The sequence below is a fragment of the Labrys methylaminiphilus subsp. lupini genome, assembly GCF_051161885.1.
GTDB lineage: Bacteria > Pseudomonadota > Alphaproteobacteria > Rhizobiales > Labraceae > Labrys.
On sequence record NZ_JBMDIH010000001.1, the window covers coordinates 97,188 to 114,693 of the forward strand.

12 protein-coding genes and 1 tRNA gene are annotated in these 17,506 nt (G+C 64.7%); 6 read left to right on the forward strand and 7 right to left on the reverse strand.

Annotation, left to right across the window (positions count from 1 at the left end; translation table 11 throughout):
- Positions 1-239: 239 nt before the first annotated feature.
- Positions 240-329, reverse strand: a tRNA-Ser gene (locus tag ACN6KF_RS00470).
- A gap of 257 nt (positions 330-586) precedes the next feature.
- On the opposite strand from ACN6KF_RS00470, the gene ACN6KF_RS00475 reads away from it, so the two are divergent.
- The 3 genes from ACN6KF_RS00475 (at position 587) to ACN6KF_RS00485 (ending at position 5,781) form a co-directional block, all read left to right on the forward strand.
- The gene (locus tag ACN6KF_RS00475; RefSeq protein ID WP_434954939.1) at positions 587-1,852 is read left to right on the forward strand and encodes a sarcosine oxidase subunit beta family protein; all 1,266 of its coding nucleotides are present in this window, start codon (positions 587-589) and stop codon (positions 1,850-1,852) included.
- Between the two features lie 183 nt (positions 1,853-2,035).
- Complete coding sequence (locus ACN6KF_RS00480) at positions 2,036-2,317, forward strand: sarcosine oxidase subunit delta (RefSeq protein WP_434954940.1); 282 nt, start codon at positions 2,036-2,038, stop codon at positions 2,315-2,317.
- Complete coding sequence (locus ACN6KF_RS00485) at positions 2,314-5,781, forward strand: 2Fe-2S iron-sulfur cluster-binding protein (RefSeq protein WP_434954941.1); 3,468 nt, start codon at positions 2,314-2,316, stop codon at positions 5,779-5,781. The genes ACN6KF_RS00480 and ACN6KF_RS00485 overlap by 4 nt, the downstream gene beginning before the upstream one ends.
- Before the next feature lie 103 nt (positions 5,782-5,884).
- On the opposite strand, the gene ACN6KF_RS00490 is transcribed toward ACN6KF_RS00485, so the two are convergent.
- Positions 5,885-7,564, reverse strand: a complete 1,680-nt coding sequence (locus ACN6KF_RS00490) for a cation acetate symporter (RefSeq protein WP_434954942.1) — start codon at positions 7,562-7,564, stop codon at positions 5,885-5,887.
- Positions 7,564-7,863 (reverse strand): DUF485 domain-containing protein, encoded by a 300-nt coding sequence (locus tag ACN6KF_RS00495; protein WP_434954943.1) that lies wholly within the window; start codon positions 7,861-7,863, stop codon positions 7,564-7,566. The genes ACN6KF_RS00490 and ACN6KF_RS00495 overlap by 1 nt, the downstream gene beginning before the upstream one ends.
- Positions 7,864-8,188: 325 nt before the next feature.
- Between ACN6KF_RS00495 and ACN6KF_RS00500 the strand changes: the two genes are divergently transcribed.
- The 3 genes from ACN6KF_RS00500 (at position 8,189) to ACN6KF_RS00510 (ending at position 14,242) form a co-directional block, all read left to right on the forward strand.
- Complete coding sequence (locus ACN6KF_RS00500) at positions 8,189-9,811, forward strand: Na+/H+ antiporter (RefSeq protein WP_434954944.1); 1,623 nt, start codon at positions 8,189-8,191, stop codon at positions 9,809-9,811.
- Between the two features lie 454 nt (positions 9,812-10,265).
- Entirely contained in the window at positions 10,266-12,677 is a 2,412-nt protein-coding gene (locus tag ACN6KF_RS00505) for a GcvT family protein (protein WP_434954945.1), read from the forward strand.
- Complete coding sequence (locus ACN6KF_RS00510) at positions 12,674-14,242, forward strand: trimethylamine methyltransferase family protein (protein WP_434954946.1); 1,569 nt, start codon at positions 12,674-12,676, stop codon at positions 14,240-14,242. Before ACN6KF_RS00505 ends, ACN6KF_RS00510 begins: the two co-directional genes overlap by 4 nt.
- Positions 14,243-14,414: 172 nt before the next feature.
- Here the strand turns inward: ACN6KF_RS00510 and ACN6KF_RS00515 are convergent, their stop codons facing one another.
- The 4 genes from ACN6KF_RS00515 to ACN6KF_RS00530 form a co-directional block, all read right to left on the reverse strand.
- Positions 14,415-14,942 (reverse strand): P-loop NTPase family protein, encoded by a 528-nt coding sequence (locus ACN6KF_RS00515; RefSeq protein ID WP_434954947.1) that lies wholly within the window; start codon positions 14,940-14,942, stop codon positions 14,415-14,417.
- A 187-nt stretch (positions 14,943-15,129) separates the two neighbouring features.
- Positions 15,130-15,852, reverse strand: coding sequence for an MBL fold metallo-hydrolase (locus ACN6KF_RS00520; RefSeq protein ID WP_434954948.1), 723 nt, complete (start codon positions 15,850-15,852; stop codon positions 15,130-15,132).
- Positions 15,853-15,922: 70 nt separating this feature from the next.
- On the reverse strand, positions 15,923-16,600 hold the full coding sequence (locus ACN6KF_RS00525; protein WP_434954949.1) for an amino acid ABC transporter permease: 678 nt from the start codon (positions 16,598-16,600) through the stop codon (positions 15,923-15,925).
- Positions 16,601-16,609: 9 nt separating this feature from the next.
- Complete coding sequence (locus ACN6KF_RS00530) at positions 16,610-17,446, reverse strand: ABC transporter substrate-binding protein (protein WP_434954950.1); 837 nt, start codon at positions 17,444-17,446, stop codon at positions 16,610-16,612.
- Positions 17,447-17,506 lie beyond the last annotated feature (60 nt).

The following is a 17,506-nucleotide window of genomic DNA, read 5'->3' on the forward strand; positions in this document are numbered from 1 at the left end:
GACGCCGGCAGGACCGGGACGGGAATCGTACACGATGCATCCATGTGCGGTCGCGAACTTTTGCCTGACGCCTAGGTCGCTATCCTGCTCCTTCTGTTCCCGCCGTGTCAGGGTACGACGAAGCATCTTCTTGAGGGAGGTATTACGGAGGTATTACGGTGACAGTGCACTTAATTGGCAAGACGCATCTCAGAGATCGCCACCTTCGTGCCAAAAACGATAATGATTTCAGGGATAAATGGCGGAGAGGGAGGGATTTGAACCCCCGATGGAGTTGCCCCCATGCCGCATTTCGAGTGCGGTGCATTCAACCACTCTGCCACCTCTCCGCAGCTGGTCGGGCGCTTCATATAGATATGCGCCGCGCGGGGCAAGACCGGAACGGCGGAAAAATTGGGAGAAAGTTGCGGCAGCGGTGCTGCGCGGGATCACGGCGGGATGATCTGTCCGGGTCTCCCCGGCGCCGGGGTTCCGCCAACAAAATCGAGGCCTGCGTCGGTGTTTCGATTGCCAGCGGCAAGCGAGGTGCTTAAGTCGGGGGGCGCCTGCGTCGGGCAGGCGCCCTCGCGGCATTACAGCGGAGCCCATGTCCGTCACCTCTTCCGCCTATTCGGGATTTCGTCTCGCTCTGGAGGCGTTGCGCGGACATCGCGGCTGGGGCCCGGCCTGGCGCAAGGCGGCACCCAAACCGGCCTATGACGTGGTCATCGTCGGCGGCGGCGGGCATGGCCTTGCCACCGCCTATTATCTCGCCAAGAATCACGGCATCGCCAATGTCGCGGTGCTGGAGCGCGGCGGCATCGGGCTCGGCAATGTCGGGCGCAACACCACCATCATCCGCTCTAATTATTTCTCGCCCGAGAACATCCGCTTCTACGACTTTTCGCTCAAATTGTGGGAAGGGCTCGAGGCTGAGCTCAACTACAATGCCATGGTCTCGCAGCGTGGCGCCCTCAACCTCGTGCATGCGGACGGCCAGCGCGACCTGCTGGCCCGCCGTGCCAACCAGATGCTGCTGGAAGGCGTCGATACCGAACTGCTCGACAAGGACGGCATCAAACGCCTGGTGCCGCTGGTCGATGTCGACAACGGTCGCTTTCCCGTGCTCGGTGGCTTCCTGCAAAAGCGCGGCGGCACCGTGCGCCACGATGCGGTCGCCTGGGGCTATGCCCGTGCCGCCGACCGGCGCGGCGTCGATATCGTCGAGAAGTGCGAGGTCACCGGCCTCACGCGTGAAGGCGAGGCGATCACCGGTGTTGAAACCAGCCTCGGCAGCATCCGCGCCGGCAAGGTGCTGTTCGCGGTGGCCGGGCATTCCTCGCTGCTGGCTGCCATGGCCGGCTTCCGCCTGCCGCTGGAGACCCATGTGCTGCAGGCCTTCGTTTCCGAGGCGGTCAAGCCGCTGATCGACTGCGTCGTCACCTATGGCGCCGGCCATTTCTATGTCAGCCAGTCGGACAAGGGCGGCCTCGTCTTCGGCGGGGCGCTCGATGGCTACAACTCCTATGCCAGGCGGGGCAGCCTGCCGATGGTGGAGGATGTGCTGGCGGCTGGCCTCACGCTGATGCCGGCCCTCGGGCGCCTGCGCGTGCTGCGCCAATGGGGCGGGGCGATGGACATGACCGCCGACGGCAATCCGATCATCTCGACGACGCCGGTGCGCAATCTCTACCTTAATGGCGGCTGGTGCTATGGCGGCTTCAAGGCGATCCCCGCCGGCGGTTTCACCACGGCGCATCTGGTGGCGACCGGCACGCCACACCCGCTGATCGCCCATTTCGGCCTGGAACGCTTCCGGGAGGGGCGGGTGATCGACGAACGGGGCATCGGCCCCTATGCCTGGATGCATTGAGATGAGAAGCATCGCAATGACCGCAATTGTCATCCCCGGCCGAGCAGAGCGAGGGGAAGGGGCCATGGATCGTGCTCGTCAGCCCTTGGATCCCCTTCCCGCCACCTGCGGTGGCGCCGGGGATGACAGCCCTCTCGGTCCAGCGGATTTGCGAAGCGTCCTGACCGTCGAGGCTCGCCCATCATGCTGAGAATTGCCTGTCCCCATTGCGGCCTGCGCGACGAGGTCGAATTCCGTTATCGGGGCGATGCCTCGGTGCGGCGGCCGGGCGAAGAGGCCGAGGCGCAAGCCTATTACGACTATGTCTATGAGCGCGCCAATCCGGCAGGTTGGCATCTGGAATGGTGGCAGCATGTGCATGGCTGCCGGCAGGTGCTGAAGGTGCTGCGCGATACGGTCAGCCACGAGATCCAGACCGTGGTTAGCAGACATGACGAGATCGCCCTGCCGGAGCGTTCGGCATGAGCGGTCCCCATCGCCTCGCCGAGGGCGGGCAGGTCGATCGCGGCAAGCCGCTGTCCTTCCGCTTCGACGGCAAGATCCTGCACGGCTATCGCGGCGATACGCTCGCCTCGGCGCTCCTGGCCAATGGCGTGCGCATCGTCGGGCGCTCGTTCAAATATCACCGGCCGCGCGGCATCTTCACGGCGGGGCCCGAGGAGCCCTCGGCCCTGGTGGAACTGCGCAAAGGCGCGCGGCGCGAACCCAACATTCCAGCGACCACGATCGAACTCTTCGAGGGACTGGAGGCGGTGAGCCAGAACCGCTGGCCTTCGCTCGGTTTCGACCTCGGCGCGGTGAATGGCTGGCTTTCGCCCTTTCTGCCGGCGGGCTTCTACTACAAGACCTTCATGTGGCCGCCAGCCTGGTGGGAGAAGGTGTATGAACCGCTGATCCGCCGGGCGGCGGGGCTGGGGCGGGCGGCGCGGGAGCCGGATCCCGACAGCTACGACACCATGCATGCCCATTGCGATCTGCTGGTCGTCGGCTCCGGCCCATCAGGGCTCGACAGCGCCCTGGCGGCGGGGCGGGCCGGCAAACGCGTGATCGTGCTGGAACAGGACTTCGCCTTCGGCGGCTCGGCGCTGCTCGATCCGGCGATGCGCGATGGCCTGACGGACAAGCTCGCCGAACTTGCGGCGCTTCCCGAGGTGACGCTGCTCAACCGCACCGGTGCCTATGGCCTCTATGACGGGCTGGTGGTCGGCGCCGTCGAGCGGGTGGCCGATCATCGCGCCACGCCGAAGGCAAACGAGGTGCGCCAGCGCCAATGGATCATCCGTCCGGGCAGGATCGTGCTCGCCACCGGCGCACAGGAACGCCTGATCGCCTTTCCCGGCAATGACCGGCCCGGGGTGATGCTGGCTTCGGCGGCCGCGACCTTCGCCGCGCGTTTCGGCGTGGCGCCGGGCCGGCGGGCGGCCTTCTTCGTCAACAATGATCGCGCCTATGAGGCGGTGAGGCAGCTTGCGCAAGCCGGCGTCGAGATTGCCGGTATCATCGATGTCAGGGCTGATTCGGCGGCCGGCCGCGAGGCGGAGCGATCGGGCATCCCCGTCTGGTTCGGGTCGCAGGTCTCCGCCACCGAAGGCACTCCCCTCCATGTCCTGACCATCACCTCGATCGCGGCAAGGCTGCGGCCGCAAATGCTGCTGGCCGATCTGCTCTGCGTCTCGGGCGGCCATGATCCCCGGCTGCAGCTGGCCGGCCAGGCCCGGTTGCCGTTCGAATGGGACGAAAAGGCCGTGTCTTTCTGCACCAGGGGCAATGAGCGGATCGAGCTCGTCGGCGATGCCGCAGGGACGGAGGGCGAGGGCACGCCGCCCCAACCCTTCTGGGAGGTCAAGACTTCGCGCGGCTCCAGCAAGGCCTTCCTCGGAAAGGCCTTCGTCGACCTGCAGCACGACGTCACCGCCGATGACCTGCGGCTCGCGGTGCGCGAAGGCTATGGCCATATCGAGCACGCCAAGCGCTACACCACGCTCGGCATGGCCACCGACCAGGGCAAGACGGGCGGCCTCGTCGGGAGTGCCATCCTCGCCGGCGAGAAGGGCGAGAGCATCGCCGAAACGGGCCTGCCGACCTTCCGGCCCTATGCCGCGCCGGTCTCCTTCGGTGCGCTTGCCGGCGCCGAGACGGGCGAGCATTTTCGGCCCAAGCGCCGGCTCGCTCTGCATGACTGGCATTCACGGCATGGCGCCGTCTTCGTCAAGTTGGGCCTATGGCTGCGGCCCCTGGTCTATTCTCCCTCGCGCGATACAAGCTGGGCGCCGGTGCTGGCCGAAGCGAAGGCGGTGCGCGAGGCCGTCGGCGTCACCGATGCCTCCTCGCTCGGCAAGATCGACGTCCAGGGCCGCGATGCCGGCGTCTTCCTCGATCGCATCTATGCCAATGGCTTTTTGTCCCTGCCGGTGGGACGAGCCCGCTACGGCCTGATGCTGCGCGAGGACGGCATCGTCTTCGACGATGGCACTACGTCGCGATTGGCCGAGGACCATTATTTCGTCACCACCACCACGGCCAATGCCGGGCCGGTGCTGGAGCATCTCGAATTCCACCATCAGGCGGTGTGGCCCGATCTCGACGTCCAGATCACCAATGTCGCCGATCAATGGGCGACCTTCGCGGTCGCCGGGCCGAAGGCAAGGGCGGTGCTCGCCCGCATCGCCAGCCAGGATCTCGATGACCAGGCCTTTCCCTTCATGGCTGTCGTCAAGACCGTGATCGCCGGGGTTTCCGGCCGGCTCTTCCGCATCTCTTTCTCGGGCGAACTCGCCTATGAGGTTTCGGTGCCATCGGGCCATGCCGAGCCGGTATGGGAAGCGATCCTCGCCGCCGGCAAGCCCTTCGGCATCAAGCCCTATGGGCTGGATGCCCTCAATCTGCTGCGGATCGAGAAAGGGCATGTGGCGGGCAGCGAACTCAACGGCCAGACCACGGCCGATGATCTCGGCCTTGGCCGCATGCTCAAGAAAAAGGGCGATTATGTCGGCCGTGTCCTGGCAGGCCGTCCTGGCCTGGCCGATGCCGGGCGCTTTACCCTGGTCGGCGTGAAGGTGGACGACCCCGGCCGCAAGCTGCGGGCCGGTGCCCATCTCACCGCCTCGGCCGAAACCAAGGAGAGCCTGGGCTTCCTCACCGCCGCCTGCCCGACCACGCAGGGGGAGGGGTTCATCGGCCTTGCCCTGCTGCGCGGCGGCAAGGAGCGGATCGGCCAGAGTCTTCATGCCGCCGATCCCGTGCGCGGCGAAGCCTGCGAGGTCACCATCGTCTCCCCGCATTTCATCGATCCGGATAATCTCAGGGTGAAGGACGCTTCGCCGGTCGGAGCCGTCGAGCCGCTGCCTCTGCCGCGTTCCGTGCCCGGTCATCATGCTTTGATTCCGGATCGCCCCTCTGATCGCGTCGCCGAGGTGCAACTGGCCGAGCGCAGTCCCGACATCGCCGAGATCAAGCTGCGGCGGGGCGGCGATGCGGCCCTGCGCCGTGCGCTCCAGGCAGAATTCGGGCTCGATCTACCCGAGCCGGGCCGGTCGGCGGTCTCGGGGGCCCTGAAGGTGCTGTCATCGGGTCCCGGCGATTGGCTGGTTCTAGACAAGTATGGCCGGCCGGGCAGCCTTGCCGTCAGCCTCAAACATGCGCTCGGCGAGAGCGCTTCGGTAGTGGATCTGTCTTCCGCCTTCGGCGTGCTGCGCCTGTCGGGCGCCAAGGCCCGCACCGCCCTCATGAAACTATGCCGGATCGACCTGCATCCACGCGTGTTCGGGCCGGGTCGTGTCGCACGGACCGTGATGGCGCAGATTCCCGTCCTGCTGCATCAGGTGTCCGACGAGCCGGCCTATGATCTTTTTGCGCCCTCGACCCTGGCCCAGGCTTTCGCCGAGGTGCTGGTCGAAAGCGCGGCCGAATATGGTCTGAAGCTGGATTGAGGTGACACGGTGGTTGCGGGCTTGAGGAAGCCCCCTCATCCCCCTGCCGGAGAAGGTGGCGGCAGCCGGATGAGGGGTGAACCTCATCCGGGCCACCCTTGCCTCAATGCTTGCTGGCCGACGCGGCACCGATACCGGTCTGCGAACGGACATACTGATCGTCGAAGCCGGCCCGGTCCTGGGCGGCGCGCTGGCTGTTGTCGAGCTTGGAGAACAGCCAGATCCCGGCAAAGGCGAGCACCATCGAGAACAGCGCCGGGTTCGAATAGGGGAACGGCGCCGAGCCCTTGGGGTGGCCGAGCACGGCTTCCCACACGCCGGGCGAGAGGATGACGCCGACGAGGGCGGAGATCAGGCCTAGATAGCCTCCGATGACCGCGCCGCGCGTGGTCATGCCACGCCACATCATCGACATCAGCAATACCGGGAAGTTGCAGGAGGCGGCGATGGCGAAGGCGAGGCCAACCATGAAGGCGACGTTGACGTTCTCGAAGGTGATGCCGAGCACCATGGCGACCACGCCGAGCACGACGGTGGTGATCTTGGAGACGCGGATCTCGTCCTGCTCCTTGGCCTTGCCGCCCTTGATGACCGTGGCGTAGAGGTCGTGGCTGATGGCGGAAGCGCCGGCGAGCGTCAGGCCTGATACCACCGCCAGGATGGTGGCGAAGGCGACGGCGGCGATGAAGCCGAGGAAGATGTTGCCGCCGACGGCCGAAGCCAGATGCACGGCCGCCATGTTCTCGCCGCCGCGGATGGAGGCCAGGCCCTTGGCCGGATCGGTCAGGAACTCCGGATTGGTCGAGACCAGGGTGATGGCGCCGAAGCCGATGATGAAGGTGAGAATGTAGAAATAGCCAATGAAGCCGGTGGCGTAGAACACCGATTTACGGGCCGCCTTGGCGTCCGCGACGGTGAAGAAGCGCATCAGGATATGCGGCAGGCCGGCCGTGCCGAACATCAGCGCGAGGCCGAGCGAAATGGCCGAGATCGGATTGGAGATCAGCGAGCCCGGCTGCATGATCGCTTGGCCCTTGGGATGGACCTCGACGGCCTTGGCGAAGAGGGCCTCGGGGCTGAAGGAGAAGGTCGCGAGCACCATCAGGGCCATGAAGGTGGCGCCGCCGAGCAACAGGCAGGCCTTGATGAGCTGCACCCAGGTGGTGGCGACCATGCCGCCGAAGGTGACATAGAGCATCATCAAGACACCGACGATAACGACGGCGTAGCTGTATTGCAGGCCGAACAGAAGCTGGATCAGCTTGCCGGCCCCGACCATCTGCGCGATCAGGTAGAAGGCGACCGTGACCAGGGTGCCGCAGGTCGCCAGCACGCGGATCGGCGTCTGCTTGAAGCGGAAGGACGCTACGTCGGCGAAGGTGAACTTGCCGAGATTGCGCAGGGGTTCGGCGATCAGGAATGTCACGATCGGCCAGCCGACCAACCAGCCGATCGAATAGATCAGGCCGTCATAGCCGGAAAGATAGACCAGGCCGGAAATGCCGAGGAAGGAGGCGGCCGACATGAAGTCGCCTGCAATGGCAAGACCGTTCTGAAAACCGGTGATGCCGCCGCCCGCCGTATAGAACTGGGAGGTCGACTTGGTCCGCCTGGCTGCCCAGGCGGTGATAGCCAGGGTAAGGAGCACGAACAGACCGAACATGATGATGGCGTGCCAGTTCGTGGCCTGCTGCTGCACGGGCCCCGAGACCGCATCGGCGAAGGCCCGATTTACAGTCAGGGCGAGGATAGGGGCGGCGAGGAGAAGGGCGCGGCGTGCCATCAGCGGGCCTCCTCGACGATTTCACGGGTCAGCGTGTCGAATTCGGCATTGGCCTTGCGGACATAGATGCCCGTGAGGATGAAGGCGGTGATGATGACGAGCAGGCCGATCGGAATGCCGATCGTGGTCACCCCAGTACCCAGATGCTGGCCCAGCACGCCGGGCAGATAGGCGACGACCAGGATGAAGCCGAAATAGATGATCATCATGATGGCCGAAAGCGTAAGGCCAAGCGTTCGCCGGTGCCTTACGAGTTCCTGATATTTTGGATTTTGCTCAATGGATTTGTAAGAAGACATTGCGTTTCCCCCGACGACACCTTGCAGGCAAGGCGGCCCAAATGTTTTGCAGGCCCACCGTCCGGTTCAACCTAGAATTAAGCCAACATGTCGCGCAATGGACAATTGCGGCTATTCCCAATCCATTGAACGCCTTGCGCTTGTTGTTGGGAGCTATTCCGATGATCGGGCTTCGGCCGTACCGGATTCCTTAGGAGAGTCGTTACCGGCCAGAGGGAATGTTGGATCCGACGCACCCCGGAGAACTGGTGAAAACTCGGACTGGTCAACAATATCTTAACAGCCGCTACCTAGCTTGACCGCGTCACGAGCGGATAAGGTGGGCATGGAGACGATCTCGGTCATTCTACTTTTGTTGCTGGCGGTCGTTCTCAGCGGCGTGCTGGCCAGGATGCTGCCGATCGTCCTGCCGCTGCCGCTGGTCCAGATCGGTTTCGGCGCGCTCATCGCGTCCTTCGCCAGCTTCAAGGTCGAGCTCGACCCGCAGGTCTTCTTCCTCCTGTTTCTGCCGCCGCTTCTGTTCCTGGATGGCTGGCGCATCCCCAAGGACGGCCTGTTCCGCGACAAGGGGACGATCATAGAGCTCGCTTTGGGCCTGGTGGTCTTCACCGTGATCGGTGTCGGCTTCTTCATCCACTGGATCATCCCTTCCATGCCGCTGGCGGTGGCTTTTGCGCTTGCGGCCGTCGTTTCGCCGACCGATCCCATCGCGGTATCGGCCATCGCTGCCAGGGTCCCCGTGCCCAAGCGGCTGATGCATGTGCTGGAAGGCGAATCGCTGCTGAACGACGCCTCCGGCCTCGTTTGCATGCGTTTTGCCGTCGCCGCGGCCTTGACCGGCACCTTCTCCTTCACCAGCGCGCTCGGCACTTTCATCTGGGTGGCGAGCGGTGGCGTCGCCATCGGCATCGCCGTTACCTGGGGGGCGTCCCTCGCCAATCGCTGGGTCGCCCGCCGCTTCGGCGACGAGGCGGGTTCGCAGGTGCTGGTCAGCCTGCTGATCCCCTTTGCCGCCTATCTCCTCGCCGAAGAACTGCATTGCTCAGGCATCCTGGCTGCCGTAGCCGCCGGCATGACCATGAGCTATGTCGAGCGCCTCGGCCAGTCGCTGGTCGCTGCCCGCATGCGCGGCGGCGCGGTGTGGGACATGGTACAATTCGCTGCCAACGGCATCATCTTCGTGCTGCTAGGCGAGCAGATCCCGCAGATCGTCGCCGCTGCGGCCGAAAGCCATGGCGCGATCTGGATGATCGTCTATGTCCTCGCTATCACGCTGTCGCTGGCGATCCTGCGTTTCCTGTGGGTGTGGACCTCGCTGCGCTTCACCCTGTTCCGGGCCGCGCGCAAGGGCAAGGTGGAGGTACTGCCGAGCTGGCGGCTGATCGCCGCCGCTTCGTTGGCCGGCGTGCGCGGTGCCATCACCCTGGCCGGCGTGCTGACGCTACCCCTGACACTGACCGACGGTTCGCCTTTCCCGGCGCGCGATCTTGCCATCTTCCTGGCGGCCGGGGTGATCGTGATGTCCCTGGTGGCTGCGAGCGTGGGGCTTCCCCGCCTGCTCAAAGGCCTTGAGCTGCCGCCCGAGCCCTCGCATCAGGAGGAAGAGGACCAGGCCCGCATCGCCGCGGCGGAAGCCGCGATCAAGGCGATCGAGCGGACCCAGCACGAATTGGGGCTGGGGCGCAGCGATGCCGATCTCTATGCCGATGCCAGCGTGCGCATCATGGATCTCTATCGCCAGCGCATCGACGGGCGGCTGCAGACCGGTGAGGAAGCCGAGCTGACGCGCCGCATCGACGAGATCGAGCGCCAGCTGCGCCTGGCGGGCCTCAGGGCCGAGCGCGACCAGATCTTCCAGTTCGCCCGGACCCGGCGTCTTTCGGATGAGGTGGCCCGCAGATTGGTGCGCGAGCTTGATTTGCTGGAAGCGCGCTTCGCGACGGGGTGAGCCCTGGAATCGCAGGCTTCCAGCCTGCGTCGTGGAAACGCTATGCCTGTGGCAGGCGAAGATGCAGGCTGGAAGCTCATAGGCGCCAACTTTGCGGCCAGAGGCGCGGGTAGCGTGGAGGGTCGATCTCCACAGCTCCATCAATTGATGGAGCGAGATCGACCACCTTTGTCCTCTATCTGGCCGACATTTCCAAGATGGTCGATCTGGAGATCGACCCTCCAATCTGGTGCCACCACCCAAAGTTAGCGCTCATGGGCTGGAAGCCTGCGGTCCCAGGGTCAATGCGTTTCCTTATCCATCATTTGTTTCCTATCCTCACTTTTAGCCTGAAAAATCTGATGAGTTGACTCTGGTCATGTTTGTTTTGTCATCAGGACGTTTTCCCTACCATCGTCGCGGAGCGGCCTGATGTCGTGTATCAGGGACCTGTTGCCGTGAAAGGGTCCCGAGAATGAAGAGCGAAGTGCGTGCCGTGGTCATCGGCGGTGGCGTGGTGGGATGTTCCATCCTCTATCACCTGGCCAAGATCGGTTGGACGGATGTCGCGCTCATCGAGAAGAACGAGCTGACCTCGGGTTCGACCTGGCACGCCGCCGGCGGCATGCACACCTTCAATGGCGATGCCAACGTCTCCAAGCTGCAGAAATATACGATCGACCTCTATCGCGAGCTGGAGGCCCTGACGGGCCAGTCCTGCGGCATCCACGCCAATGGCGGCCTGATGCTGGCCGCCAATGAGGGCGAGATGGACTATCTGCGCCTCGTCGCCAGCCGTGCCCGCTATCTCGACATGGAAACCGAGATCATCCCGGTGGCCGAGGCCAAGCGTCGCAACGTGCTGATCGAGGAGAAATACTTCACCGGCGCGCTCTGGCGCTCGGATGGCGGCCATGTCGATCCCTGGGGCACCACCCATGCCTATGCCGGCGCAGCCCGCAAGCTCGGCGCCGAGATCCATCGATTCACCCGCGTTACAGGCCTCAGCCAGCGTCCCGACGGCTCCTGGGACGTCGCCACCGACAAGGGCTCCATCCATGCCGAGCATGTCGTCAATGCCGGCGGCCTTTGGGCCCGCGAGATCGGGCGGATGGTCGGCATCGAATTGCCGGTGCTGGCGATGGAGCACCATTACATCGTCACCGAGGCCATCCCGGAGCTGGAAGGACTGGACAAGGAGATCATCAACACCACCGATTTCTCCGGCGAGATCTATGTGCGCCAGGAAGGCAAAGGGGCTCTGCTCGGCACCTATGAGCATAATTGTACGCCCTGGTCTGTTGACAAGACGCCGGATGATTTCGCCACCCAGTTGTTGCCCGACAATTTCGACCGCATCGCCCCAGAACTCGAGGTCGGCTTCGAGCACTTCCCCGCTGTCGGCCGGGCCGGCGTGAAGAAATCGATCAACGGCCCCTTCACCTTCGCGCCGGACGGCAACCCGCTGGTCGGCCCGGTCAAGGGCCTGCCGAATTTCTGGGTGGCCTGTGCCGTGATGGCGGGCTTCAGCCAGGGTGGCGGCATCGGCCTGACCCTGTCGCGCTGGATGGCCGAGGGCGATCCGGGTGCCGACATCATGGCCATGGACGTCGCACGCTTCGGTGTGTTCGCCACGCCGCGCTATACCAAGGCCAAGGTGATCGAGAATTACCGCCGGCGCTTCCGCCTTGCCTTCCCGAACGAGGAGTTGCCGGATGCGCGGCCGCTGCGGCGCACGCCTGTCTATGGCCGCCTGAGACGAGCGGGTGCCGTGTTCGGCGCTAATTTCGGCCTGGAGCATGCGCTCTGGTTCGCCCCGCCCGGGGGCGAACCCGTCGAGAACCCGACCTACCGGCGCTCCAACGCCTTCCCGCATGTCAGGGACGAATGCCTGGCGGTGCGCGAGGCCGTCGGCATCTATGAGACCTCCAATTACGGTAAATACGAGATCGAGGGCGCCGGCGCCCGCGCCTGGCTCGATAAGCTGCTGGCCTGCAAGCTGCCGAAACCCGGCCGCATGGCGATCGCGCCGATGCTCAACCCTGAGGGGCGCATCGTCGGCGATCTCTCCATCGCCTGCCTTGCCTTGGACCGCTATCTCCTGATCGGCTCGGGCTTCGCCGAGGCCTATCACCTGCGCTGGTTCTGGCTGCAGAACCCGCCCGCCGACGTGCATGTGCGCTCGGCGGCATCGACGCTCACGGGTTTCTCCATCGCCGGCCCCAATGCCCGCACGCTGATGCAGCGCCTGGTGCGTGAGGACCTCTCGCCCGATGCCTTCAAGCTCTTCGCCGTAAAGGAAACCGCCGTCGGCATGTCCCCGGTGATCTTCTCCCGCGCCGGTTTCACCGGGGAGCTCGGTTATGAGATCTGGGCGACGCCCGACTACCAGGCCACGCTCTATGATGAGATCTTCGAGGCCGGACGCGATCTCGGCCTCAGGCATTTCGGCGGCCGGGCTCTGTCGTCCCTGCGCATCGAAAAGGCCTATGGCTCTTTCAACAAGGATTTCAGGCCCGATTACACGCCTGCCGAAACGGGTCTCGATCTCTTTGTCGACTTCAAGAAGGGAGGTTTCACAGGTCGCGACGCCGTGCTCGCGGAGCGCGAGCGGGGCCCGAAGAAGAAATTCACCGTGCTGGAGGTCGACACCGATACCGAGGTGATCGGCTATGAGCCGATCCTCAAATCGGGCAAGGTCGTCGGCCACGTCACCTCCGGCAGCTATGGCCATTATGTCGGCAAGAGCGTGGCCATCGGCTACATCAAGTCCGAATATCACGAGGACGGCGGCGAATTCGCCATCGACATCTTTGGCAGGGAATGCCCGGCCATCATCCGCAAGGCTCCCTTGCACGATCCGAACGGCGGAAGGTTGCGCGGATGAGCCAGGATCCCTCGGACCAGCCTATCGCCCGCGAGAACACGCCGCCGGAGCACGGTCGTGCCGGCCGCCGCGAACGCGGCAGCCGCAACACTGGGGCGGCAACCCCGCCGATGCCGCGGCTCACCAATCGCTTCGCGCCGGTCGACATCCTCTCGCCCGAACAGGTCGAGCGCATCCTCGATGCCGCCTTCACCCTGCTCGAAACCGACGGCATGAAGATCCTCAGCCCGAGGGCGCGTGAGACCTATCGTACCCACGGAGCGCTGGTGGACGAGGCGACGCAGATGGTGCGCCTCGGCCGCGATATCGTCGAGGCCATGCTGGCCAAGGCTCCGTCGTCCTTTGTGCTGCATGCACGCAACCCCGAGCGGGACCTGCATGTCGGCGGCAATGTCGTCAATTTCGGCCCGGTCAACGGCGCGCCCAATGTGCGTGACCTCGAGCGCGGCCGGCGCTATGGCGACTTGGAGGCCTTCCGCGACATCCTCAAGATCACAAATGGCCTGGGCCTCCTGCATTGGCAGGGCGGCGTGGTGGTGGAGCCGGTCGATATCGCCGTCCCCGTGCGGCATCTGGAAATGTATCGCGCCCATATCGAATTGTCGGATCTGGTCTGGGCGGGGCGCGGTGTCGGCGGCGTGCAGGCGCGTGATGCGCTCGCCCTTTCGGCGATCGAGCACGGCTGCAGCATCGAGGCCCTGGCGGACCGTCCAACCCTGATGACGGTGACCAATGTCAACTCGCCCCGCGTGGTGGACGAGGAGATCATGGACTCCATCATGACCATGGCCGAGCATGGCCAATGCGTGGTGATCACTCCCTTCACCTTGATGGGCGCCATGGCACCGGTAACTTTGGCCGGTGCCCTGGTGCAGCAGACGGCAGAAGCCTGCGCCATCATGGCTCTCTGCCAGATGCTGCGTCCCGGCGCGCCCTGCGTGATGGGCGGCTTCACGTCGAATGTCGACATGAAGACGGGTTCGCCCGCCTTCGGCACGCCCGAATATGTCAATGCGGCCCTGGCGACCGCCCAACTCGGCCGGCGCCTCGGCGTGCCGGTGCGCACCAGCGCCGTCAATGCGAGCCCGGCGCCGGACGCTCAGGCGACCTGGGAGACCAGCTTCTCGCTCTGGGCAGCGATCATGAGCCATAGCCACCTCATCAACCACGCGGCCGGCTGGCTCGAGGGCGGCCTGTCGGCCAGCCTCGAAAAGATCGTGATCGACGCCGAATTGCTGCGCGGCTGGGCCGAGATCCTCAAACCCATCGAGTTCGGCGACGACGAGATCGCCCTCGATGCCATCCGCGGCGTGGCGCCGGGCGGCCATTTCTTCGGCTCGCCCCACACGCTTGCCCGTTATGAGAACGCCTTCTACCGCCCCGTGCTCTCTGATTGGTCCAATTTCGAGAATTGGCGCGATGCCGGTGAGCGTACCGCGACCGATCGTGCGCTGGGGATTTGGAAGAAAACGCGGGATGCCTATGTCCCACCGCCGCTCGATCCGGCCGTGCGTGATGCGGTGGACGCCTATATCGCCAAGCGCAAGGAGGAGATCGGGGGGTGACCCCGGTTCACTTTGGGGAACGGCTCTGATTTGTCATAGCCGGGCTTGACCCGGCTATCCAGAAGCCACGCACGCAACAGGGCTTAGGACTGGATTGCCGAGTCAAGCCCGGCAATGACAAAGCTCGCGCGAGTTCGAATGACGTATGAGTGAACCGTGTTGGGCATAGTCCCTACAAATCCCAGGCCCTATAGAGTTCATTGAGCGCTTTCGCCGTATGGCATTCGACGGCCGGCAGGCCGGACTGGCCGATGATCGCCCTATATTTGCTGCTGCTGTCGCGGGTCTTGACCAGGATCCAGTGGATCATCTCCCATTTGAGGCTGTCCTTGGCGCCCACCAGATGGCCGGCACGGCTGGAGCGGTTGACCAGCGTGCGCTTGAGATAGCGATAGAAGCGCAGCCAGTGATGGGAAGTGATCAGGATCGCGCCGGTGGCCCGAGCGAAGCGCTGGGGCATCAGGCGCGAATAATTACCTTCCATCACCCAGCGCTCTCCCATGATGGCGGCATCGTGCAGGGCCGCGAACTCCGCCTCTGGCCGGGGCTGCCAATCGGTATGGGGCCGATGGTGAAGCTGGTCGAGGTGGATGGCGGGAACCGCGAGCTTTCTGGAGAGGGCGACGGCGAGCGTCGACTTGCCGGCATTGGAGGGGCCGAGGACGACGATGCGCTCGCCGAGGCAGGCCAAGGGCAGCATGGTGGCACCGATCAGGAAAATTGGGGGCGAGCCCAATGCGCCAGGCAGCCGGTCTTGTCAATGCCGGCAAGCCGGTAGATGCGGCTCAATCTTATATCAAGGGCGCCGAACCTGATCCGTCATCCCCTTCCCCTCGTTGCGCTCGCGAGTGGCTCAGCCGGGGATGACAAGTCAAAGATTTCTCTTCTCAATCCCGCAGATAGTCGAGAGCGATCGCCTGCATGGCGGCGCGGTCCATGCTGTCACCATGGCCGCCATGGGCCACCGCGATGTCGAGCCGGGCCAGGCGCTCCATCGTCCTGCGATAGACTATCTTATCGGCGCCCGGCACGTCGTCGACGAGGCCGCCGCGATAGATCGCATCGCCGCTGAAGAACAGGCCGCCCTGCTCGTCCAGCAGTCCGATCGATCCGGGCGAATGGCCCGGCAGATGCAGCACGCGTAGCCTGACATTGCCGAGATCAATGGTGTCGCCCTCCGCCAGACACGCGGTGAGGGGAGTGGGGTCGAGGCGATAGTCTGCCGCCTGCCAGGATGGGACCGGCGGACGTGTGACGGCGCCATCCATGTCGCGGAACAGCGAGGCGAGCGTGTCATCGTCGCGCATCTCGGCGAAGGCCGCCTGCTCGGCGACATGGCCGAAACGCTGCTCGAATTCGTGGAAGGAGCCGACATGGTCGACATGGCCGTGGCTTGCCACTGCCAGGACGGGCTTGCCTTCGGTGAGTTCCAGGGCGCCGCGCAGCGAGGACAGGCCCATGCCGAAATCGAGCACCAGATCGGCATCGCGGCCCCTCAGGTGAAAGATGTTGGCCTGGAAGAAGGCGTGCACGCAGGGTTCCCACAGCCGGGTCAGGTCGGGCGTAAGGCTTTCCCTGGCAAACCAGGCAGTAGGAGGGACCACGGTCATGCCATTACTCCAGGATCAAGGCGTGATTTCTTCGAATGAGGCAGCGCGACGTTTATGGAAGGCGGGAACATCAACGCCGGCCTCGCGCGAAGATCGCCTCGGTCCGCATCTGGATGGCGGTCAGGATCGAGACCATCACGAGATAATAGACCAGCGCTGCGCCATACCACTCCATGAAGCGGAAACTGGTGGCGATGGCATATTGGGTGACAGTCATCAGTTCCTTGAGCGAGATCACCGTGGCAAGCGACGTCGTCTTCAGGAGCGTGATGAACTCGCTCATCAGGGCGGGCAGGGCGATGCGCATGGCCTGGGGCAGCGTGACGAGGACGAAGATCTGGCCGCGATGCAGGCCGAGCGCCGCACCGGCTTCACGCTGTCCCGGCCCCACGGCCGCGAAGGCGCTGCGCAGGATCTCGGTGAGATAGGCCACCTGGATCAAGGTGAGTGCGATGAAGGCGGCCAGGAAGGGCGAGAACCAGCCGGCCCGGAACAGCGGCGAAAGCTGGGGCAGGCCGTTCCAGATGAACAGCAACACCAGCAAAGCCGGCGTTCCGCGCAGCAGCCAGACATAGCCGACGATGCTCCAGCGCAGCAGGCGCCGCGGCGAGGTGGCGAGGGAGGCCGTGCCCATGGCCGTCAGCATCGATACGGCCATTACCACCAGCGACAGCGCGATGGTCAAGAGGGCGCCTTCGGCCAGGGGCCAGCCGAAGACGGCTTCGAGGAACAGATGGAAATCGAACATCGCGCCGGATCATCGAGCCGCAACGCCGTCGATCTCGACGGCCTGGGGCGACAGGTTCCATTTCTTCAGGATGTCCTGCATGCGGCCATCCGCCAAGGCCTCGAGGCCGGCGCGCACGGCGTTGCGGTCGCCAACATCCTTGCGCAGATAGATCGCGTAAAATTCCTTGTCGGCATAGGCATAGGGCATCTGCAGCCGCCCGGGCGTTTGCGCCATGCGATAGGCTGCCGTGGTGTCGAGGGTGATGGTCGCGGCCGCGCGGCCGACGAGGATCTGCTGGATGACGGCCGCGGCCGAGGGATAGGGCTGCAGCACGGCCTCGGGCCGTCCGGCCTTGGCAAAGGTGGCGTTGAGGGCGGCGAGAGTCGGCTCGAAACTGGTGCCGGCCTCGACGGCGACGGTCTTGCCGCTCAGATCCTCGGGGGTGCGGGTTTCGCTGTCGCCGGCGGCCGTCACCATCACGGTGGAGGTCTGGAAATAGGCGATGCCGTCATATTTCTGCAGCCGCTCGGGCCGCAGCGTGATGCCGCTGATGACGGCATCGCAGCGCTGGGAATCCAGCGAAGGCAACAGGCCCTTGAAGTCGCCGACGACATAGTCGGTCCTGGCCCCCCATTGCCTGGCCAGTGCCTCAGCCACATCGATCTCGAAGCCGACCAGGGCCTTGTCGCCGGGCTTTTCGTAGAATTCCATCGGCGGGAATTCGCCGGCGGTGCAGACCTTGAAGGTGCCGTTCTGCACGAATGAGGGGACATCCGCCGCCCGTGCCGACCCGATGAAGATCCACGGGAAGACGGCAAGGCCGCATAGAATGGCGCGTGCGATATGGTTCTTCGTCGAGCGCATGGAAGCATTCCCCTGATGCCGTGATCCCGGCTGTTCTGTTCTGGATTGCCCGACTTTCAG